Source organism: Desulfobulbus rhabdoformis, assembly GCF_016919065.1.
Lineage (GTDB): Bacteria > Desulfobacterota > Desulfobulbia > Desulfobulbales > Desulfobulbaceae > Desulfobulbus > Desulfobulbus rhabdoformis.
On the sequence record NZ_JAFFQA010000039.1, the window covers coordinates 1 to 20521 of the forward strand.

Sequence of the window (20521 nt, forward strand, 5' to 3'; positions counted from 1 at the left end):
CAGTACGGCTAAGAACAGATAAGACCCGGGGCTGTGTTGCCCGCCGAACAATCTTGGCCATGGTCTATAAACTGGGAATGAGTGCAGAAAAAAAGTGGCAAAGGCTACGAGGATTCAAGCTCCTTGCAGAGATTATCCGGGGCGTCAAGTTCAAGGATGGGGAGCCTGTCACCCCTTTAACAGAGGACGAACTGAACAGGGCCGTCATTTGAGAGCTATTCTTAAACACCAGACTTGACCATAACTCGCCGGAGGCGTTCTGCCTGCAGTTCAGTCTTCAGTTGCGCAACTTGATTTTGAAGCTGTGTCGTGGTTCCTGGTGCCGAATCGTTCATGGGCCTTTTCCTCCTGCTGGGGGGCAAAGGTTGCGGAAGGTCCAGATGGTAGTGTCGATAGTGGCAAAGGCGGTCACCCAATGTCGTTTGGGCTAACTCAAGGTATTGACTATGATAAGTCAAAAAATTTTAGCACAGTGCTCAGAGAACAACAAGAGGAACCTTATGAAAAAATAGATGGAAAATTAAATACTGTGGTACCAGTCGACACGGTGTTTGACATCTTCAGCCTAATCGGGTTTTGGCTCAAAATTTCCAAGTTAGGGTGGTTGCTGAGGTTGATGGCAGACTTTGATATGAGGCTTGCTGCCCAGGAGCGAGGCTCTGGAGGAAGGGAAGATCTCTTGGGGGAGGCTTGTGAAAAGATAAGGCGGGGCAAGAATACCCCCCTCCCCGGTATGATGGGGGGCTGACCGGGAAGAGGGGGGGAAGATCTAGAGGGAGTTCTGAGTAATTAGGGAATCTTGAATAATTGCTTTTTCTGCCAATCCCGGCGTCATGCTTAAAATTTTATCCTCGGAATATCATCTATATGCCTGCGGTAAAATTTTGCGCAATCCTTGGCCTTGATTGAAAAATCTAATTATTCAAGACACCCATTAGATTATTATTCTAGACTCCCAAAAGCTTAGAAAGTGTATGACAGACTGACGCCACCGTAGAAGGTGGTGTCCACGGCGTCTTCAACCAAAACGTCGTCGTCCATGGACTCGGTAAAGGCAATGTTGGCACCGATACCAACGGCATCTGTAACCTGATAGCTTAAAGAAGCGCTTAAAATATAGTTGAAAAAGCCTCCGTCAGCGTCCTCATCACCTGTGAAGAATTCAGCATCGTCTTCGCTTGCATAGCTGATGGTACCGCCCAGGCTCAGATTGGTTTTGTCATTGATGTCATAGGAGTAACCCAAGTCAAGGGTGGCATAGACGCCGTTGGCTTCGTCAACGTCAAAGTAGACGGTGCCGCCGATGGTAAAGCCATATCCCAGGCCATAACTGGCTCCAGCGTAAATCTCGGTGGTGCTGTCGGCATCCACACCAGGGAAGGTATAGTGAATCACACCAACATTCATGTCAACGGCGCTTAAGGTGAAGGCGTAATTGGCGGTCAGGTCAATCTCAGAGAATTCACCGTCATCAACAGCGCCATCGTAATCATCGACATCAAAATTGCCCCAGACATTAATGGAAAAACCATTTTCTGCGGCAACATCGATGGAGGGCTGGATAACCATGCCATCATTAAAGGTCATGCCGCGCCATACATAGGCGCTATTAATGTCTACGGCAGCGGTCGCCGTTGCTGCTTCTGCCTGTGATGCTGCTCCGGTCAGGGTGAGTGCGGCCAAGGCGGCCATGGAAAATAAACGTTTCATGGTACTCTCCTTTTTCTGTGTCTGTGAGAAATCTTGCTTGTGCAAAACGACTATGTGGCCCATGGCACGCTCTCCAGGCTGTGTACGGCCCTGTTGCGTGATCTTGGGCAGAGTTCAATCTTCATCCTTTGCAAAGATTAGCATTTATGATGCCAGAAAAGTTTAGCTGGATGTTGCCTGAAAATACCTGTGATTTAATAGGGTTAATGCGGGAATGAGAGAGGGAAGGGAGAGAGCTGTTATTTTTTCGTTACAATTTTATTAGTTTTCTTTGAATATTATTACATAAATGTGTTTAGAGCGAGCGAGGGGCTTGCAAAATGATACCTGAACCCGTGGGCAAACACCCGATGTCACGGATTCAGGTTGTTTTTTGGCGGTCGGCACAGCCACAAGGGCCTGCTTCTTTTACTGCACTTCGAGGAATACTTCGACGTCGGGCCAGCGTTTAGCTGCCGGTTGAATGGTGGGGCGTGCAATTATTTTACAGAAAATTTTGCTGTCCGCGGAGATGGACTCGAGATAGATTGGGGTGGTGAGAACCTCGTCGATTTTTTTGCTTTCTCTGGTCACGGGGACTGTCACCAAGACCGATTCGGGGCTGACGGTGATCTTTTTTATTTTCAAACTTCCCGGCAATTTTCCGATAATCTGGGGGCTGATGGCAACACGTTTTTCCATGACCGCTGCCAGTGTGACCTTAAGTTGCTGCGGGGAGGTGTCAAGCAGCGAGACGCTTTTGGGCAGACGAATGTTTTCACTGGTAATGATGATTGTCTGGGTTCCCTTGGCCATTTTGGAGAGATCGATCTTCACGCTGGGCGGATTCATGGCCAGATTGTCGATATCGGTTTTAGGCCCTGTGATATGCAGTTTTACCTCGTTTGCTTTGTCTCCCACCAAGACAAGTTCATTGGCAGGTGATGTGTAGTCAATACTGACCGGCAGGACCCGTTCAACGACTTCCCGCTGGGAAAGCATCAGGGCCGACCAGAAGGCAATCGAGATGACCAGGCTTGCTCCAGCCTGGAGCAAGGTGCGCTTGCGAATTTTAAAGGAGCTGTCGCGACGAAAAATGCCCAGCTGCATCTGGTGGTTGATGATAGCCTGGGCAATTTCTTCGAGCCCCTGTGCCGGTTGCATGCTGCCGTTGGTAAAGATGGAAACCTGTCCTCGTTCCTCGGAAACAACCAGGACAAGGGCATCTGTTTGCTCTGCAAGGCCCATGGCAGCATGGTGGCGGGTGCCGTACTCCTCTGAGATCCTGGTGGAAAGCGACATGGGCAGACGGACCCCGAACTGAGTGAGCCGATTCCCCTCAATGATGACAGCTCCGTCATGCCCCGGTGAGTTGTGGTCAAATATAGAGCAGATCAGGGGCAGAGAAGGAACGGCGTTGAGTTGATAGCCGCCGGAGATCTTATCTTTAATGGGCTCCTTTCCTGGGAACACAAGAATGGCGCCTGAGCGTTCTTTGGCGAGTTTTACCAGGCTCTCTGCAATGAGCGTCTGGAGACCTGTCTCCATATCTTTTAGTCTATGGGGGGGGGCTGAGACTGCCTTTTCCAGTACTTTACGTAGTTCCGGTTGAAAAATGACAATCAGGCCGAGTACGGCCACATGACTCACGTTTTGATAGATCCATTCAATGCCTGTGAGGTTCAGTGCGTTGGCCAGAATGAACACCAGCAGCGCCAGAAGAATGCCTGCCATGATTTTCCAGGTACCGAGGCGAAGCAGGGTTCGATAGAGGAAAAAGAGGCCGGCGCTGATCAGGAGAATATCAAGAACAGCTCTCCAGCTAATATATTCTTGGATAAGAGCAAGGGTAAGCCCCATGATTATTCCTTCATGGTTAACAGGGTCCTGAATCCGTGAGATTCACAGATGCATTGGGGTCAATGTATGCAACGTGACTAAATTAATAATGATTATACCAAAAACCAGTGCTCTGAAGAAGAATATTTCTCGGGCAGACTGAGTGTTTGCGTCAAATGATGAACACGAGGCTACACAGGGGAAGCAGAACCAGAGCAGGCAAGAGAAGGTCGAGAGGTTGCATGCTTACGGAAAAACTTCTGTGCATTGGCGTGTTGCCCCTTGAAAAAGGCTTGATTTTTCATGGCACACGGGTAATATAACCTGTTGTGGAAAAAAACTTATTTGGTAAACTCGCAAAATAATTTTACGCAACAGGCCATCTTGGAGTGAATCCAAGGGGTTGAAGAGCAGGGGACGAACGTTCTCGACGCTTTTTGCGAGAACGATAATTTATTGAGGAGAGAGAAACATGGCCCGTAATTGTGAAATTTGTGGCAAAGGTCCCGCTACCGGCAATAACGTCAGCCACGCTCATAACAAGACCCGTCGTCGGTGGTTGCCAAACCTGCAGAGAGTTCGGATGGTAACTGAGAATGGTGGTACCGTTCATGTCCGTGCCTGCACCCGCTGCATCCGCTCCGGTGCTGTTGTTAAGCCTGCCTGATTTTCCCGGTTGCTGTATTGGAGGGCGAGTTGATCTGTTCATCTCGCCCTTTTTTTATTGTGCTTGTGATACGTAGGCTTTCAGTAACTCTTTAAAAAAACCGAGAAGACTATGAGCGAAGAAAAAATTCGATTTTTATCCTACGAAGATGCCTCACGCCTTGTCGGAGCCATCCAGGAAGAAGAAGATATCGATAGGGCGAACCACCGCATCCTCACCGTCTACAGTAACACAGACAAAGAACTGTGTTGGTATGACTTTGAAGAGGTGATGCGTGATGCCGGAGTGGACGAGGGGGACCCCGAATCCAAAGAAAAGGTCAGCGAGTATATTTTGCACCATTTACCCGACTGGGTTCTTGATATCTGATTGAGCCCACGAAAGCACAGCCCTCATAAACTGCCTGCTGGCAAGGTTGAGGGCTGATCACCTCCCAGGACGAATCCTCCGTCCAACCGCAGGACCGCTCCGGTCATAAAATCTGCATCCCGTACCAGAAAAAGCACCGCTTGGGCTACCTCCTCCGGCGTCCCGGTCCGGCTAAGAGGGGTATGCGTAAGCAGTGCTTGTTGCTGTTCTTGATTGAGAAGGCCCCAGCCTCGAGTTCCCGGTCCGTGCCGTTGATCGATGAGTCCGAGCATCAACTCATTCACTCGTACCATAGGCGCACCCATGCGTGCCCAGGTCTCCGTCAGTGCGGCAATCCCACGGTTCGCAGCGCTGTAGCCATCGTTGAAAAGCAATCCCGCAGGTCCACTGCGTCCGGTCAATGCGGCAATGGAAGAGATGTTCACCACGGCCGATTGCCTGCTCTGCTTGAGCAAGGGCAGGGCATGGTCAAAAACGAGCCACTTGGCCCGCAGGGTGGTGTCCATTTCCAGTTGCCATTGCTCCCGATTAATCTCCCGGTGGTAGCCTCCGTGTAAAATAGGCATGCCGCCCCGCTCAATATTGTTGATAAGGATATCGAGGCCGCCGAATTTTTCCCGGATGGCGGCCATCAAGGTGGCGACATCGTCTGGGTTGCGTAAGTCGGTTTTCAGGGTGAAGTGCTTGCCTGCCTGCGAGGTAAACTCATGCTCCATGGCTTCTACAGACTCGGGCCAGTCAAACCAGGGCAAAGCCAGGTGGGCTCCTTCGTCTGCAAGTGCTCTGGCGATGGCCAGACCTACTCCGCGGGTGGGACCTAAAACAAGCGCCTTTTTCCCTTTCACTTGCACCTTGTTTTCCTCCTCGTACTCACTATAGTTGAGTTAATTTTTTCATGATTCCTTGAGAATCTTACTCTTACACCAAGCAAACAGGTTCGACAATGCGGTATCCACGGCAACAAACTGCGTTTTTTCTTCTTGTCCTTTTGGGGATGCTCTCAGGCTTGCTTCTGCTCTCTCCCCGACTGCAGGCCGCAAACCAAGCCCCCTGTCTCACCAGCGGCTGGCCCCATGAATCAAGTGAGCTACAGCCCGACCCCAGCCTTGTTTTTGGACAGCTGGACAATGGTTTGCGTTATGTTTTGAAGACCAACCATACCCCCAAAAATCGGGTGGCCATGTACTTAAACGTGCAGTCGGGTTCTCTCCGTGAAACCGAGGCGCAGCGTGGCCTGGCGCATTTTCTTGAGCATATGCTCTTCAATGGTACCACCCATTATCCTCCTGGTACCCTGGTTGAATATTTTCAATCTTTGGGCATGGGCTTTGGTGGGGACACCAACGCCCATACAGGTTTTGATGAAACCGTTTACAACCTCCTGCTACCCACCAATGGTAAGGATGTCATAGCGGAAGGATTTCAGGTGCTTGCGGATTACGCCCGTGGTGCTCTTCTGCTGGAGGGGGAAGTCGATAAAGAGCGCGGTGTGATTCTCTCGGAAAAGCGAAGCAGGGATTCAGCAGCGAGCCGTGTCTCCAAAAAACAGATGCAGTTTGATTTTAAAGGTTCTCTGGTCGCAAAGCGGTTTCCCATAGGGCTTGAATCGGTGATTAAACAGGCTGACGCAAAGCTCCTCAGAAGTTATTACGACCGCTGGTACCGACCGGAGAATATCATTGTTGTTGTGGTGGGCGATATGGATCCCTCCATGGTAGAGCCTCTCTTAGCCAAAGCATTTTCCCCCCTGCGCGGAGTGGGAGAGGTCGGGGAGTGCCCCGATTATGGACAGGTGGCTGAGAAAGGGACCGATGTGTTGGTTCTTCCGGAACAAGAGCTTGGCTATACAGAGCTTAGCCTGGGAACAGTCTTTAACGAGCAGCCGCAGGCTGAGACCAAGGGGTGGGAAGAAAAGCAGCTCAAGCGTTATCTCGGGGTACACCTCTTTGCCAATCGCCTCAAAAAGATGGGAGAAGATCCAAAGAGCCCTCTGGCGCAACTCTCCATCCATGGAGGTAACTTTCTCAATCATTACGGGGTTGCCTCGCTTTCGGGCCGGGTCAATAACGGGCGCTGGCGGGAAGGGCTGCAACAGCTGCATACCGCACTTGCCCAGATCCAGAGGGATGGGTTTGACCAGAAAGAACTTGAGCGAGGCAAGCGTGAGATCATGGCTATGCTCAGAAAAGCGGTGCAGACCAGTTCTACCCGAGATAGTCGTGCGTTGGCTGGAGAGATCATTCAAAAGCTCAACAGTCAGGAAGTAGTCCTTTCTCCAGAGCAGGAAATGCAGCTTTATGGGGACACCCTGAAACAGACCACCCTTGATGATGTCAATGAGGTCATGCAGGCTCTCTGGAAGCATCCTCGTCGTCTGATCGAGGTGGTTGGCATCATGCCGCCCGAACTGCAAGGGGGGGGAGCAGATGATTTGGTTCGGGATGCCTACAAGACTGCGATTCAGGTGGCGCCTGCCCCCTGGGTACGTGAAAAAAGTGGTCAATTTCCCTATCTGACACCTCCGGCGGAGTTACCTGGGAGCTGGAAAAAAGAGCAGGGTAATCCTGCTATCGGTGTGCAGAGTTACCGTTTAGGTCAGGGGGTGACCCTGCATATCAAGCCCACAGAATATCAGGCCAATCAGGTGGCGCTCTCTGTTCTTTTTGGTCAGGGAAAGCTCGCCGCACCGCACAAAGGTATGGTGCTGCTTGCCCAAGATGTTGTCAACGGAAGTGGCTTGGGGCAACTCACCAAGGCGCAGCTGCAGAGTCAACTGGCAGGCAGCAACCTGCAGCTTGATTTCAGGATCGGGGCGGAGAGTTTCGCCTTTGAGGGAACTGCCTTGACCGGTGAGTTCGAGCGCCTGCTGCAGCTTGTTTACCATTACCTTAAAGATCCGGCTTTTCGCGAGGATGCCTACCTGCGAAGTCGAGAAAAACTGGAACAGATGTACCGCCAGATGGAGACAACGGTTGTTGGTACGCAACAGACTTTGGGTGAGCGCTATCTTTCCGGTTCCCGGGCCGAGTATACCCTGGCCACCTGGGATGAGGTTGCAGCTATTGACTTAAATCAGATTCAGTCATGGCTTCAACCTGCCTTGTTTGATGCTCCTTTGGAAATCAATGTGGTCGGTGATATTACCCCCCAGCAGGCCTTGGAACTGATCAACCGATATTTTGGCAATGAAAAGCGTATGTCCCCCCCCATAACACGTACGCCGAAAGCCGATTTTCCCTTTGGAGCGACAAAACATATCCAGGTTGTCAGCTCCATAGACAAAGCTCTGATCACCGTGGCCTGGAAAACCAATGATTTTTGGGATATCAGCCGTACCCGTCGTCTCAGCCTGCTGGCTGCCATTCTTGATGATCGTCTGCGGGTCAAAATCCGTGAAGAACTGGGGGCGACCTATTCCCCGCAGGTGAATAGTGCACCCAGTCGGGCACATGACGGTTTTGGTCTGTTACGCAGTAGCCTGATTGTTGCTCCAGAGCAGGCAGAAACGCTTGCCCAGACTATTAAGGAGGTCGCAGACAGTCTGGTACAACAGGGGGTGGGAGAGGAGGAACTGCAGCGGGCGCTGAAGCCGATTTTGACCTCGATCAAGGATATCAAGGAGGATAACCGCTACTGGATGGAGTCTGTGTTGAAGCTTTCAAGCCGCCATCCTCAGCAATTGGTTTGGCCCGAGTCAATTTTAGAGGAGTATGCCGCTATACAGGCTGATGATGTAACGGCGCTCGCTCGTCAGTACCTGCGACCAGAGTTAGCCGCTACGGTTATTATCAGCCCTGTGGCAGCTGGGAAAACGGACAACCTGAATCCTTGAGGTAACGAAGTCGTCGTCCCGGATTCAGGTTGTGAAAAAATTAGCCAGCGAGCCAGACAGCCACATCCTGCGCCTGTTTGATCGTCTTGTCGGAGACGCCTTTGAGCTGGCCTCGGGAGAGGTCACGGCGTCTGCGACCAATGACAATGGTGCCGCAGTTGTTCTGCTTGGCCTGTTTAAGTAGATCGCTGCTGACATCCAAGTGCATCTGAGCAGGAAGCTGTTTGATGCGATGACGGGAGAAACCGTTTTCTGTCAGCAGTTGCGCGTGGGCATAGAAGAGGAAGTTGTCCAGGTCCAGATAGCGCTCGCACCAGGATTTTCCCCATTGGGCATGAAAATCTTCGGCCTTGGCCGGGGCCTGCTTGCCGAATACCGAACTGGAGTGGTAGAGGCAGATCTCCGCGCTGGGGTGATCTTTCAGAATAAAGGCAAGGTGATCTGCCGCCATGAGGGAGGCGGGATGGCTTTGCACGGCCAGGAGAAAGCGGTTGGCCCGGATCGTCCCATCCACTATCCAGAGCGGTGAGCGGTGGCATTTTGCTATCAGGTCGGTTGAGGTGCTGCCAAAAAAGACGTTGCCCACCGAGCCCAGGCCTCTGCGACCAATCAAAACCGCATCATAGTTGCCCCGCTCGGCATCCTCTCGAATGGCATTGCAAATCCCGGAGCTTTGTTTGGTGCGTGATTGAATCTGCTCTTGGGTGAAGCCGTGGCGCACGAGCCGATCAGTTGCGTCTTTCAACCGTTTTTTTGCAATCAGGGTGCGCGAATCGCTGGCTTCTCCCTGGGCTCGGAGCGGATCGACATCGTACATCCAGTCTTTTTCGGAGCTGCCTGAAGAGACCACGTGCAGCAGGTGGATGTTTAGACTGCGATCATGGGCAAATATTTTAGCCAGGTAATCAAGGCTGTTGGAGCTGTAGACCGAACCATCAATGGCAACGAGTATGGTTTTGTTCATTCGGGGCCTCCTGGGAGTATCCAGAATTCGTGGCTCTGATTGTTACCTGAATCCGTTGGGTGGGCACTGAACAACGTATCCCATCAATGATTCAGATGTTATTGTATGTATCAGTTCGATTTTACATACAAAGAGTATAGTATAAAAAGGCGATCAAGGCTATGCTCAGGGCTCGAAAACTTTGGCTGAAAAAAATGAGCTGGGCCGCTAGACCAGGTTTGAAAATACCGGCATAGTAGGGGTACTGGTGGCGGATGGCCCGAATGGGGGAAGAGAGCACATTGCCGATTAAAAGCACAAGCACAATCTCCTTGGCTTCCATGGCGCCACTGGCCAAAAGGGATCCTGCCGCGGCCAGTCCGGCTGTAAATTCTGCTGCCATCTGAAAGGTGAGAATGGAGAGAGCCTGCGGCGTAAGCCAGCTCATCCAGGAGAGGTGCGCTCCTATAAACTGTTCTGCCACCTGAAAAAAACCTGCCTCATTGAGAAAGTAGAAGAGGATGTAAATGGGCACCGTGTAGGTGACGATCTTACGGATGCGGCGTTTAAATCGTTTCAAGGTATTTTTTAAAGCCGTGCGAAATGGGTTTGCAGGATCAGGGGGAAGCTCACCGGCCTGGGGCTCCCCATTTTGGCGAGGCAGAAGGATTCGGCCGATTACGGCAATGCAGAGGGTGCGAAACAGGGCTGCTGATATGGTGAGACCAATATAGACCACGGCTGCCCCTTTGATTATAGGCGCGGCTATGAAAAAGGTCGTTGGCAGGTGCAGGAAATTGGCTGGCAGGCTGTTAAAGAGGTTGGCCAGGATCAGCTCCTTGCGGCTGATCTTCTGTTGCTCGTAGCCCTCGGCCAGAAGCGTGTTGGCCGCCATGCCAGAGAAAAAACAGAGGGAGAACGAGGCCCCGGTGATTGGGGCGAGGTGGCCAAAGCGGGTGAGTGGGCGAGCCACCACGGCCAGCTTTCGGGTGTAGTTAAGGGATTCTATAAACAGGGCGACTAAAAGACCTATGGCAAGGTAAAGAAGAAGTCGCGTCAGCGGCCAGCCAAGGTGTAGCCAGAGGTCCACAAGAGCATCCTGAGTGATCATACCGTCCTCGGAGAATTAGGTGAAAAATCAATGCGCCTGCCTTCGTGCAGAGAGGAGGCGAGTTTATGTTGTGGTTGAATCCGTGAGCATTCTACGTTGCTTAAACCACCCTTTGTCACGGATTCAGGGAGTGGTTTCAAGGCGGCACTATATACCAGGAAACGCAGAGAGCAAGAGTGTGCTGTGCAACAATGTGTGACAACCGAAAAAATCCCCCTGTGTCTCTGGTCAGATGATCTCGACCCCGAGGCCCTGGCCCAGGCTCGGAACCTGGCGAATCTTCCCTGCGCCTTTCATCATGTGGCGCTCATGGCCGATGCCCATGTGGGCTATGGCATGCCCATTGGTGGCGTTTTCGCCACCGTTGATGCCGTCATCCCCAATGCTGTTGGGGTAGATATCGGCTGTGGTATGCAGGCGGTCCAAACCGGTCTTGCCAGGGTGGCGCCCGCTGCCTGCAAAAAGATCGTTACCCAGCTTCGCAAGAGCATCCCTCTTGGGTTCCAGCACCACAAAATACCGCAACAGCAGGCGTCCATGCCTCGTATTCCTGCAGGGCCGGATCTCCCGGTGCTCGTATCTGAGTTTGAGCGGGCCCGGTATCAGCTGGGGACACTGGGGGGAGGCAATCATTTTCTTGAGCTGCAGCAAGGCAGTGATAACCATGTATACCTTATGGTCCACTCCGGCAGCCGCAATCTTGGCTATCAGGTCGCGACCTATTACAACAAGGCCGCCAGCCGGTTGGCAGGAGAACAACAGGAGATGATCCCCAAGAGCTGGCAACTGGCCCTGCTGCCCCTTTGCTCAGATTTGGGGCAACACTATCTGGCCGAAATGGAATACTGTGTTGCCTTTGCCTGGGCCAACCGCAGGATGATGATGCAGATATTCCAGGAGATCGTGACCGATGTCACCGGTTGTGATCAATTTCATGCACCGCTTGATGTGGCCCATAACTACGCAGCTCTTGAAAAGCACTTTGGCTCCCACGTCTGGGTGCACCGAAAAGGGGCCACCCGAGCAGGCGCAGATGAACTCGGTATCATTCCCGGCTCCCAGGGCAGCAGCAGTTTTATTGTTCGGGGGCTCGGCAATCCCCAGTCGTTTTGTTCCTGTTCCCACGGAGCGGGGCGGGTGCTGGGGAGGAAAGAGGCCAGGCGAAAACTGGATTTCAAGACCGAGGTAGCCAGGCTCAATAGCCGCAAGATACTTCATAGCCTGCGCCGGCAAAGTGACCTGGATGAGGCACCGGGGGCCTACAAGGATATTGGCCAGGTCATTGATAACCAGCGCGATTTGATCACGGTGGTTACTCGGCTGGAGCCATTGGCTGTGGTGAAAGGATAACCTGAATCCGGGCCTTGAGGCATGACCCGGATTCATGGACCTGGGGATTACTGAAGATTGATTCCGGAAGAGTGCAGCAGGCTGTGGGCATAGATGCCGTTAGGATCCTGCCTGCGCAGGCAAAATTCCAGAGGGCCATGGATAACCTGGTCCAGTCCGGTGGACCAGGACGCAGAGGGGGCAAATTGTTGCAGCAAAGCCTCTACCGGTTGTTTGGTCTGTTTGAACCGCTCTAAAAACGAACCCGCCTTATCTTCTATCATATACCCGTTTTCCGGATCAACCTTGGCCAGCCTTGCCGCTTCGGCGACGGCGGTCTCAAGATCACCCAGGGTATCGACAAGGCCCAGCTGCTTTGCTGTGGCACCATCCCAAACACGTCCTTGGGCCAGTGTTTCCACCTTTTCCGGAGACATCTTGCGTCCGTTGGCCACAATCTGGACAAATTGCTCATAGCCCTGGTTGACCCCTATCTGGAGAACAGTTTGTTCCGCTGCACTCATATTGGTGCTGAGGTTACCGAATTGGGCGATCGCAGTGGTGCCGATGCCATCGCTATGGATGCCAAGCTTTTTTAAACTTTTTTCCACGGTGGGGATCGCTCCAAAAATACCTATGGAGCCGGTAAGTGTGGTGGGGGAGGCGACAATGCTATCCGCATTGGCTGCCAGCCAGTATCCGCCGGAGGCTGTCATCGCGCCCATGGAGATCACCACCACCTTGCCCTCTTTTTGGATTTGCACCAGTTCCTGACGGATCTGCTCCGAGGCAAAGGCGCTGCCACCACCTGTGTTGATGCGCAGGACAAGAGCCTTGATGCGTGGATTTTTTCGAGCCCGGCGAATTTTTTTGATCAGGTCCTCGGCGCCAATCTGTCCGACAGAGCCTTCTCCCGGCAGTATATTTCCGCTTGCTGAAATGATGCCGATCAAATCTGCCCCCGGGCTGGGGGCGGAGTAGGAGGGGGGGAGGGTCCGCAGGTAACGGCGAAATTCAATATGCTTAAAACTCTCCCCGTCCTTTGAGGGGCCAACCTGGTCCAGGAGCATGGCTTCGAGCTCCTGGCGTGTTTTCAGCCCATCAACCAGGCCGGTGTGCAAGGCCAGCTTTGCTCTACTGCCACCTACTTTGGCGAGCTGGGCAACCATCTGATTGACATTTTCGGTTAAGACCTCGGGATCAAGATTTCGATGTTTGCTGATGTCATCTGTATATATACTCCAGAGTTTATTGAGCCAGAGGATATTGGCAGATCGATCTTCTTCTGACATGCTGTTGCGCAGCAAAGGTTCCACGGCTGACTTAAAAGTCCCCACTCGAAACACATGCATATCAACGGCAAGTTTCTCAAGGAGCTCTTTGTAGTAGAGTCGGTGCACGGAAAACCCACGCAGACTGACGGATCCCATGGGATTGAGATAGACCTTATCGGCCCAGGATGCCAGATAGTACTGGGCCTGGTTAAAACGATCGCCCAGGGCAATCACTTCTTTACCGGACTGCTTGAACCGCTCAAGCGCCTTGCCCATGGATTGAATTTGGTTAAGATCAACCGCTCCCAGACGATTAAGGTTCAGGACCAGGAGATGGATACGTGAATCTTCACCGGCGGCCTGTATGGTATCAAGTATGTCCTGAAGATAGGTTTCTTCGTGCAGAGGGGTCCCGGTCAGCTCGTTGATCATTCGGGTCGCCGGATCCATGGGAGATCGCTGCTCCACAATATCCCCTTCCGGGGTGATGAGCAGGGCACAGCCATCAGGAATCTTGACCTCCGGTTCGTAGAGAGAGGCGACCAGGACCAGAACAATGCACAGGAGAAAAACAAGGTTGGTGAGCAGAGATAAACCAGAACTGAGAATTTTCCAGAACCAGTAAAAGGGACGAGTGCAAAACCATACTATTTTTTTCATGAAACAACCTTTGTCAAAAGGAGAAAGAGGGCTATCTGAAAGAAAAGCATGGTACAAGCATACCATGTTCCGAAATCAATCGAAACAGGGACCACTCTTTAAGTGGAGCATGAGTATAACCTTGTATCCGTGACGGTGGGGGAAACTGAACAATACGTGAAGTAGTTTAAATATCTCTGCCCTATTAACAAACAAGATGCGTTGTTCAGAAACCACCTGCTGTCACAGGTTCAGATGCAACTCTTGAAGGGAAAGGCGCTTGAGGGGAGGAAAGGACGGGGTCAGGTGGGTTCAGAGAAGGTATTGGGGTGCATTTCCATTTTCAGGGCCTGGGCAAGTTCGTGGAGCGAATAGGGCTTTTTTACAAACTGACTGATCCCCAGGTCCATGGCCCGTTGTATGTCTTGGGCACTGGAATAGCCACTGGTGATAACCGCCTTTTGTTGCGGTCGGTGATGGAGAATTTTTTCAAAGGTCTCGCAGCCGTTCATGCCTGGATCCATGAGCATGTCAAGAATCACCAGATCCACAGGTGTGCTTTTGGTGAACTCCACCGCCTCTTCACCGGACGCAACGGTTATGGGGTTGTACCCCAGGCGGCGCAGGAGTCTGCTTGCGATCTCACGTTGGCTTTTTTGGTCATCCACCACCAGGATGGATTCACCTTTGCCCTGAAAGTGTTGTGTCGCAGGATTTTGTTTGATTGGGAGGTAGCTTCCGGATTTTGAAGCGGGAAAATAAAGCGCAAACATTGAGCCTTTGCTGGAGCTGACCACATCGATGTAACCACCGTGGTCATGGACCGTATTCCAGACCACGGCCAGTCCAAGGCCTGTGCCACTACGGCCCATCATTTTTTTGCTGTAAAAGGGGCTGAAGATCTGTTCGATATCGGTACGTGAGATGCCGGGCCCATCATCTTCAACCGAAATCACGATATAGTCGCCCGGTTCAATGGTTTCATACCCCTGGTGTGCTGAGGTCAGATGAATGTTTTTAGTGGCAACGATAATTTGGCCGGTCTTCTGGATAGCCTCAGCCGCATTGTTGACCAGATTCATGATGGATTTGGAGAGGTGGATGGCGGAGCAATTAATCAGTTTAAGTTTTCCCTCAAGGTAAGGCGTGACCTTGACATCAGGATAGCGTTGCCCCATCTCCCGAAATTCCACAGAGTTGAGATATTCGGTGATCAGGGCGTTGGCATTTTGCAGCTCTTTTTTACAGGTGGCGCCACGGGCAACGGTGAGGAGGTCGTTGACCACGGCAGCAGCACGTTTGCCTGCCTCACGGATCATCATCAGTTCTTCCCGTTGTTTGAAATCAGGGCCGAGATCCATCAAGAGTAATTCCGGGTAGGTGACGATGCCTGCCATGATATTGTTCAGGTCATGTGCCACAGAGCTTGCCATGAGCCCTAGTGATTCCATGCGTTTGGCATCAGCAAGTTTCTCCATCAGCGCCATCTTCTGTTGCAAGGCAAGCTCATTTTCTGTGACATCGCGGATGGATGCAACCTGTACCTGACGTCCTCGAAAGTCGATGTGCTTCACCCTAAATTCCACCGGGAATGTGGAACCGTCTTTACGGATGCCCCGTGCTTCAAATGGCCCTATGGTCTCAGGATCGGCATGGTGTTCCATGGCACGAATGGATGAGCGATCCAGGAGGATGTCAAAGATCTGCTGGCCAAGCAGTTCCTCTGCCTGATACCCAAACATGGTGCAGAGTTGGGTATTTGTCTGCAGCAGTTCCCCGCGTTCATAGATGATAATTCCTTCCCAAGTCGCCTGAGCCAACTGGCGAAACCGTTTTTCACTGTTATGAAGATCCCGTGAGAGCTGTTTGTGGCTAATGGCCTGAGCAAGAGTTCGCAGCAGGCGTTGTGGTGAGCAGGGTTTACGCAGGTAATCGTATACGCCCTGCCTGAGCGACTCGACAGCATTGTCGACGGTGGCATTCCCGGTCATGATGATGATCGCGGTATCCGGGTGGTGCTGCCCCAGATGGGCAGCTATCTGGTTGCCACTGATATCGGGAAGATTGATATCGACAAGAGCCGCAGAGAAATTCTGCTCTTCGAGTAGCACTTCTGCCTCTTGACCTGTGTTGGCTATAGCGACTTGATACCCTTCTGATTCCAGCAGGAACTCAAGACTGCTGCAGAAGCGGACTTCATCGTCAACGAGGAGAACTGAATGCAAATTTTGCATGAAGAAATGTAAAAGGAAACCCTGCTATTAAGGAAAAATCATATTGTCACCTGAATTCGTGAGCATTCAGGTGTGTGTCAGTTTCGTTGTTGGTGACATGTCGATTAAAGTGCACTATATCGGCGTGTTACGGGCAATGAAGGTGGCGTGCCTGGATGCCCCAAGGGGGGAAGCTGAATAGGGAATGTGATTATACATAAATCCTCGTTTATTTCAGTGGATCTACTGTTCAGCGATCACACGCCGTCACGGATTCAGGTGTCAGTCAAAAACTACTTCTACGTGTAAATGACTCACAAAATTTATTCAAGCCTGTATGGCATGAAATGTCCAATGAAAAAAATAAAGAAGTGAATGGTTCCAAGGGATTCAGGGCATTTTTAGCGGCAGACACAGAGTGAAAAGCGTCTGGCCGGGTGTTGAGGAGCAGTGCAGTTGTCCTCCCATCTGTTTTGCAAGAGATAAGGCAATCGAGAGCCCCAGTCCACGATGTGCGCTGTTTTTGGTGGAGAACCCTGAATGAAAAAGTTCTTTTTTGTGTTCTTGCGAGATGCCGGGCCCGGTATCTTCCACGTGGATGTACACCTGGTCATCGCGGAGCTCTGTGTGGATCTTGACAGTCCCGCAAGTGTCAACAGATTCAAGTGCGTTTTTTATCAGGTTGTGCACGATCTGCTGCAGGTAGCCGGGATCCACCATGAACTCAAGGGGCTCATCCGGAGCCTGAAACTGCAGTAGGACCTCACCCTTGGCATCAAGCGTTGCCTGAAAGGGCGCGATGATTTTCTGAAGCGCTTGGGTCAGCTCAAGGGAAACCGGGCTGGGGGGTGGATTGCCTGTACTGAGATCTTCAAGGCCGCGGGTAATTCGGGTCAGCCGCTCCAACTCGTCGTCAATGATCCCAACCTCAGCGTTGATTGGGTCGCCCTTTGCAAGTTTTCGTTCCAGAATATGGAGGTAATTGCGGACAATTGCCAACGGGTTGTTGATCTCATGGCCGATTTTTCGTGCAACCAGGGTGGCGGCAGCCAATCGTTCTGAGACGATACGCTGGGTTTGCACTCGACGCATGTTTTCAAGTTGGAGCGCCATGGCAGCCTGCCCGGCCAGCATCTGTAAGCCATCGAGATGGTTTTTCAGTGAATCATAGGCTTTTGCCTTCAGGCCAATGACTAAAAGCCCTTCAAATTGTTCGTGGCAGAGCAGAGGAAAGACTATCATTCCCTCGGAATGCATGAGGTTGAGCAGCTGTGCATCAAAGAGGTGAGCTGGTTTCTCCTGGGATGTCCGGGCTGCAAAAGAGTGTTGCACGTGCCCGCTCTCCATGGCAAGGGCCAGAAGGCTGTCTGGTGAGTTAAGGGCATCGAATTCAAGCTGTCTTGTGTTTGCGGCCAACATGTTCTCAGTAGAGGGCTGAGCAACAAGTGTTCCTTTCTCTCCCCGGGGAAGCAACAGCAGTGTCTTTTTTTCGTTGAATAGAATTTGCACCCCTTGCTCAACAGCAGAGACGATATGTTGCTGCTCCTCTGCTTTGAGTAGGGTTTCCAGGAGTCCGTTGAGTTGGGAAATATCGCGAATGCGGGTAATCAGCCCCAGCGACGTCTCTCTATGGGCTTCCTCTGTTTCCGGGTCGTTGTCATGTGATGTCTTGTTGAGTTTAGGCAGGCGTACACCAAGGTGATCTGCCAGCTCTGCAACCTGTTCATCGATACCGGCAATCAGCGGCCCTATATCCTCAGGAGCAAGGGAAAAGAGGTGTTTTGCTGCCTCCACACATTCTGGAGCGTCTGGGGGATTATGGCTGAGCAGGTCAGCAAAGCAGATAATTTTGGTGAGGGGGAGCGCCTGTCGCACTTCGGCAACACTGTGGTGGTGGTAGCGGATGGCGTCACCAATGAGTGGAGGAAGCTGCCACTCCTCACAGAGCCAAGCACCGGCCTGGCAGTGGTTAATCTGCAGTTTTTCCTCTTCAAGAAAGGCGAGTCGCGCATTGGTACAACGGATTCCTTTTAAGAGGAGGGGGGCATAACTGCCGGGAAAGGCCATCCAGAGCAGCAGCTTTCCAATATCGTGCAAAAGTCCGGCGAGATAGGCCTCGGATGGGTCTGTCTTGGCGTGAACAAGAGCAAGCTTTTGGGCCAGGAGAGCATTGCTGAAGGAGTGGTGCCAAAATCTGTCCATGTTGAGCAGACCATTGGTCTGAACTCGACGAAATACCTGCTGCACAGAAACGGAAATGACCAGATTGCGTATGGAGTCAATGCCCAGATAGACAACCGCCTGCTCAATAGTATTGATGGATTTTCGTGGACCAATAAAGGCGGAGTTGACCAACTGTAACACCTTGGCACTGAGTGCTGCATCTTTGTTGACAATCTGGGCAACTTCCTGAATATCAACGTCCGGAGCCTGGCATTTGTCGAGCAGACGCACCAAAACCTGGGGCATACTGGGCAGGTTGCCGGAAATTTTCAGATTATAGAGTGCGTCGTGTTGGGTGTTCATGGAGTAACAGTCCGGAAGTTCGGAATTTTATAAAATTCTGTCTCTGTATAGCAGAGCAGTGGGCAAAAATCCAGTGTATCAAGACAAGAAACAGTTTTTACATGGTGAAATATCCCCCAGTTTCCAGGCCCGTCTGTCAGCAGGCTATGAATGGCTCTTGGGGACGGGGTAAAATACGCTTGACCCTACTTATTGCTATTCGTTAGGGTTTATCAGTAAATACCCGTTCAATCCATATCCTGAATTTGTGATGGCTGGTGATCGCTGAACAGCAGACTCACGAATTCTGGCAAGTTTTAATGCAATCCCGCTCCTCCTGAGAGCTATGAGAGTGGGGAAAATAATGTAAGGAGAGTCCTACGGTGAAGGTAAACGGCACAGCATATCGGTCTATCTGGCTGGCAGATGATGGGAAAGGGGTGGAAATTATCGATCAGACCCTGCTTCCTTTTCAATTCAAGGTTGTTCGCCTGGATACGCTTGAACAGGCTATGGATGCCATCAGTCGCATGCTGGTTCGTGGCGCGCCCTTGATTGGTGCGACAGCAGCCTATGGGATTTGTCTTGGTTTACGTGCAGATCAAGGTTCAGAAGCGCTTAAAAAAATGGGTGAGCAACTGATCGGTTGTCGTCCGACCGCGGTCAACCTGCGCTGGGCAGTAGAACGGATGCTGCAAGTGCTGCTGCCGCTTGAGGAAGAGCAGCGACTGCAGGCCGCCTACGCCGAAGCTGCAAAAATCTGCGAAGAGGATGTTCTTACCAATGAGTCCATCGGCCGGCATGGGGCCAAACTGATAGCCGAGGTGTATGCCAGAAACGGCGGTAATCCCGTGAACGTACTGACGCACTGCAATGCCGGCTGGCTGGCGACGGTGGATTGGGGGACCGCCCTGGCACCGATCTTTAAGGCCAGCGAGCAGGGGATTCCGGTGCATGTTTGGGTGGATGAGACCCGACCCCGGAACCAGGGGGCCAGCCTCACTGCCTGGGAGCTGGTGGCAGCAGGGATAGACCATCATCTGATAGTGGATAACGCCGGTGGTCACCTCATGCAGCATGGCCAGGTTGACCTCTGTATTGTGGGCACCGATCGCACCACGGCCAGCGGGGATGTCTGTAATAAGATCGGCACGTATCTCAAAGCACTGGCCGCCGCCGATAATGAGGTGCCTTTTTATGTGGCACTCCCCGGTTCGACAGTTGACTGGGGCGTGGATGACGGTGTGGCTCAGATCCCTATCGAAGAGCGCGGGCAGGATGAGGTTCTGCAGCTTATGGGGGTAGATGCCAGCGGTGGGGTAGGCCGGTTTTCCATTGCTCCGGCGGCGACGCAAGCCGTTAACCCGGCCTTTGATGTAACCCCGGCCCGCCTGGTGACAGGGCTCATTACCGAACGTGGCGTTTGCAGCGCCAGTAAGCAAGGGCTTTTAGGGCTCTATCCGGAGAAAGGATGATGGAGCGGGAGACACTCTGCCAGCAACTATTGGCAACTGCCCGCTTGATGAACAGCCAGGGGCTTAATCAAGGGACCTCTGGCAACGTCAGTGCGCGCGCAGGAAATGGTTTTTTTATTACACCATCAGCGCTGCCCTATGACAAGTGTCAGCCAGAGGATATGGTTTTTGTGGACATGGATGGAGTGATTGAGGGAACGCGCAAACCTTCATCGGAGTGGCGCATGCACCGTGATATCTACGCCTCTTTTCCGGATGCTCAGGCCATTCTCCATGCACACAGCCCCTACTGCACCACCCTTGCCTGCCTGGAACGGAATATTCCCGCCTTTCATTACATGGTCGCCATGGCAGGTGGTGATTCCATCCCCTGTGCCCCCTATGCCACCTTTGGCACCCAGGCCCTTTCTGATACTGCGATTGAGGCACTTCAGGAGCGAAAGGCGACCCTGCTTGCCCATCATGGCATGCTCTGTTTTGAAGCAGATTTGGAGCGGGTCTTTGGGCTGGCCATTGAGGTGGAGACCCTGGCCCGAATGTATCTCCAGGCAATTCAGGTCAGCGAACCACCGGTGTTGTCGGATGAGGCCATGGCTGAGGTGCTCGCACGTTTTGGTACGTATAAGCCCTAATATC

15 protein-coding genes and 1 pseudogene are annotated in these 20521 nt (G+C 52.1%); 8 read left to right on the forward strand and 8 right to left on the reverse strand.

The window, feature by feature from the left end; genetic code table 11:
- Both JWJ90_RS17325 and JWJ90_RS17330 read left to right on the forward strand, forming a co-directional pair.
- A pseudogene (locus tag JWJ90_RS17325) lies at nucleotides 1–212 on the forward strand (IS256 family transposase); the annotation flags it as partial.
- 203 nt (nucleotides 213–415) lie between these two features.
- Entirely contained in the window at nucleotides 416–748 is a 333-nt protein-coding gene (locus JWJ90_RS17330) for a hypothetical protein (protein WP_205228476.1), read from the forward strand.
- A gap of 215 nt (nucleotides 749–963) precedes the next feature.
- Here JWJ90_RS17330 and JWJ90_RS17335 read toward each other — a convergent pair whose 3' ends face one another.
- Entirely contained in the window at nucleotides 964–1710 is a 747-nt protein-coding gene (locus JWJ90_RS17335; RefSeq protein ID WP_205228477.1) for a TorF family putative porin, read from the reverse strand.
- 408 nt (nucleotides 1711–2118) lie between these two features.
- Nucleotides 2119–3549 (reverse strand): diadenylate cyclase, encoded by a 1431-nt coding sequence (locus tag JWJ90_RS17340; RefSeq protein WP_205228478.1) that lies wholly within the window; start codon nucleotides 3547–3549, stop codon nucleotides 2119–2121.
- A gap of 451 nt (nucleotides 3550–4000) precedes the next feature.
- Between JWJ90_RS17340 and rpmB the strand changes: the two genes are divergently transcribed.
- Together rpmB and JWJ90_RS17350 are read left to right on the forward strand one after the other, a co-directional pair.
- Nucleotides 4001–4195 carry a 50S ribosomal protein L28 gene (rpmB, locus tag JWJ90_RS17345; RefSeq protein WP_205228479.1) on the forward strand — a complete coding sequence of 65 codons (195 nt, stop codon included), beginning with the start codon at nucleotides 4001–4003 and terminating at the stop codon, nucleotides 4193–4195.
- Between the two features lie 111 nt (nucleotides 4196–4306).
- Nucleotides 4307–4564, forward strand: coding sequence for a hypothetical protein (locus JWJ90_RS17350; RefSeq protein ID WP_205228480.1), 258 nt, complete (start codon nucleotides 4307–4309; stop codon nucleotides 4562–4564).
- A gap of 23 nt (nucleotides 4565–4587) precedes the next feature.
- Here JWJ90_RS17350 and JWJ90_RS17355 read toward each other — a convergent pair whose 3' ends face one another.
- Complete coding sequence (locus JWJ90_RS17355; RefSeq protein WP_205228481.1) at nucleotides 4588–5415, reverse strand: SDR family oxidoreductase; 828 nt, start codon at nucleotides 5413–5415, stop codon at nucleotides 4588–4590.
- Between the two features lie 92 nt (nucleotides 5416–5507).
- Here JWJ90_RS17355 and JWJ90_RS17360 point away from each other — a divergent pair, with 92 nt between their 5' ends.
- Nucleotides 5508–8396, forward strand: a complete 2889-nt coding sequence (locus JWJ90_RS17360; RefSeq protein WP_205228482.1) for a M16 family metallopeptidase — start codon at nucleotides 5508–5510, stop codon at nucleotides 8394–8396.
- Nucleotides 8397–8436: 40 nt separating this feature from the next.
- Here JWJ90_RS17360 and JWJ90_RS17365 read toward each other — a convergent pair whose 3' ends face one another.
- Nucleotides 8437–9360 (reverse strand): universal stress protein, encoded by a 924-nt coding sequence (locus tag JWJ90_RS17365; RefSeq protein ID WP_205228483.1) that lies wholly within the window; start codon nucleotides 9358–9360, stop codon nucleotides 8437–8439.
- A 121-nt stretch (nucleotides 9361–9481) separates the two neighbouring features.
- Nucleotides 9482–10450: a hypothetical protein gene (locus JWJ90_RS17370; protein ID WP_205228484.1), complete on the reverse strand. Its 969-nt coding sequence runs from the start codon at nucleotides 10448–10450 to the stop codon at nucleotides 9482–9484.
- 195 nt (nucleotides 10451–10645) lie between these two features.
- Here JWJ90_RS17370 and JWJ90_RS17375 point away from each other — a divergent pair, with 195 nt between their 5' ends.
- On the forward strand, nucleotides 10646–11800 hold the full coding sequence (locus JWJ90_RS17375) for an RtcB family protein (RefSeq protein WP_338032342.1): 1155 nt from the start codon (nucleotides 10646–10648) through the stop codon (nucleotides 11798–11800).
- A 47-nt stretch (nucleotides 11801–11847) separates the two neighbouring features.
- Here the strand turns inward: JWJ90_RS17375 and sppA are convergent, their stop codons facing one another.
- The 3 genes from sppA to JWJ90_RS17390 all read right to left on the reverse strand — a co-directional run bounded on the left by sppA (nucleotide 11848) and on the right by JWJ90_RS17390 (nucleotide 18431).
- Nucleotides 11848–13713, reverse strand: a complete 1866-nt coding sequence (sppA, locus tag JWJ90_RS17380) for a signal peptide peptidase SppA (RefSeq protein ID WP_205228486.1) — start codon at nucleotides 13711–13713, stop codon at nucleotides 11848–11850.
- Nucleotides 13714–13994: 281 nt separating this feature from the next.
- Entirely contained in the window at nucleotides 13995–15926 is a 1932-nt protein-coding gene (locus tag JWJ90_RS17385) for a hybrid sensor histidine kinase/response regulator (protein ID WP_205228487.1), read from the reverse strand.
- A 369-nt stretch (nucleotides 15927–16295) separates the two neighbouring features.
- Complete coding sequence (locus tag JWJ90_RS17390) at nucleotides 16296–18431, reverse strand: HDOD domain-containing protein (RefSeq protein WP_205228488.1); 2136 nt, start codon at nucleotides 18429–18431, stop codon at nucleotides 16296–16298.
- Nucleotides 18432–18793: 362 nt separating this feature from the next.
- On the opposite strand from JWJ90_RS17390, the gene mtnA reads away from it, so the two are divergent.
- On the forward strand, nucleotides 18794–19885 hold the full coding sequence (mtnA, locus tag JWJ90_RS17395; protein WP_205228489.1) for an S-methyl-5-thioribose-1-phosphate isomerase: 1092 nt from the start codon (nucleotides 18794–18796) through the stop codon (nucleotides 19883–19885).
- Nucleotides 19882–20517, forward strand: coding sequence for a class II aldolase/adducin family protein (locus JWJ90_RS17400; RefSeq protein WP_240195011.1), 636 nt, complete (start codon nucleotides 19882–19884; stop codon nucleotides 20515–20517). Before mtnA ends, JWJ90_RS17400 begins: the two co-directional genes overlap by 4 nt.
- Nucleotides 20518–20521: the final 4 nt, after the last annotated feature.

Excerpts from the sequence above, each read along its gene's own strand:
- JWJ90_RS17390 (WP_205228488.1), bottom strand. The coding sequence starts at position 18,431 with ATGAACACCCAACACGACGCACTCTATAATCTGAAAATTTCCGGCAAC.
- rpmB (WP_205228479.1), top strand. The coding sequence starts at position 4,001 with ATGGCCCGTAATTGTGAAATTTGTGGCAAAGGTCCCGCTACCGGCAAT.
- JWJ90_RS17370 (WP_205228484.1), bottom strand. The coding sequence starts at position 10,450 with ATGATCACTCAGGATGCTCTTGTGGACCTCTGGCTACACCTTGGCTGG.
- JWJ90_RS17340 (WP_205228478.1), bottom strand. The coding sequence starts at position 3,549 with ATGGGGCTTACCCTTGCTCTTATCCAAGAATATATTAGCTGGAGAGCT.
- JWJ90_RS17350 (WP_205228480.1), top strand. The coding sequence starts at position 4,307 with ATGAGCGAAGAAAAAATTCGATTTTTATCCTACGAAGATGCCTCACGC.
- JWJ90_RS17360 (WP_205228482.1), top strand. The coding sequence starts at position 5,508 with ATGCGGTATCCACGGCAACAAACTGCGTTTTTTCTTCTTGTCCTTTTG.
- JWJ90_RS17400 (WP_240195011.1), top strand. The coding sequence starts at position 19,882 with ATGATGGAGCGGGAGACACTCTGCCAGCAACTATTGGCAACTGCCCGC.
- sppA (WP_205228486.1), bottom strand. The coding sequence starts at position 13,713 with ATGAAAAAAATAGTATGGTTTTGCACTCGTCCCTTTTACTGGTTCTGG.
- JWJ90_RS17365 (WP_205228483.1), bottom strand. The coding sequence starts at position 9,360 with ATGAACAAAACCATACTCGTTGCCATTGATGGTTCGGTCTACAGCTCC.
- JWJ90_RS17330 (WP_205228476.1), top strand. The coding sequence starts at position 416 with ATGTCGTTTGGGCTAACTCAAGGTATTGACTATGATAAGTCAAAAAAT.
- JWJ90_RS17385 (WP_205228487.1), bottom strand. The coding sequence starts at position 15,926 with ATGCAAAATTTGCATTCAGTTCTCCTCGTTGACGATGAAGTCCGCTTC.
- JWJ90_RS17335 (WP_205228477.1), bottom strand. The coding sequence starts at position 1,710 with ATGAAACGTTTATTTTCCATGGCCGCCTTGGCCGCACTCACCCTGACC.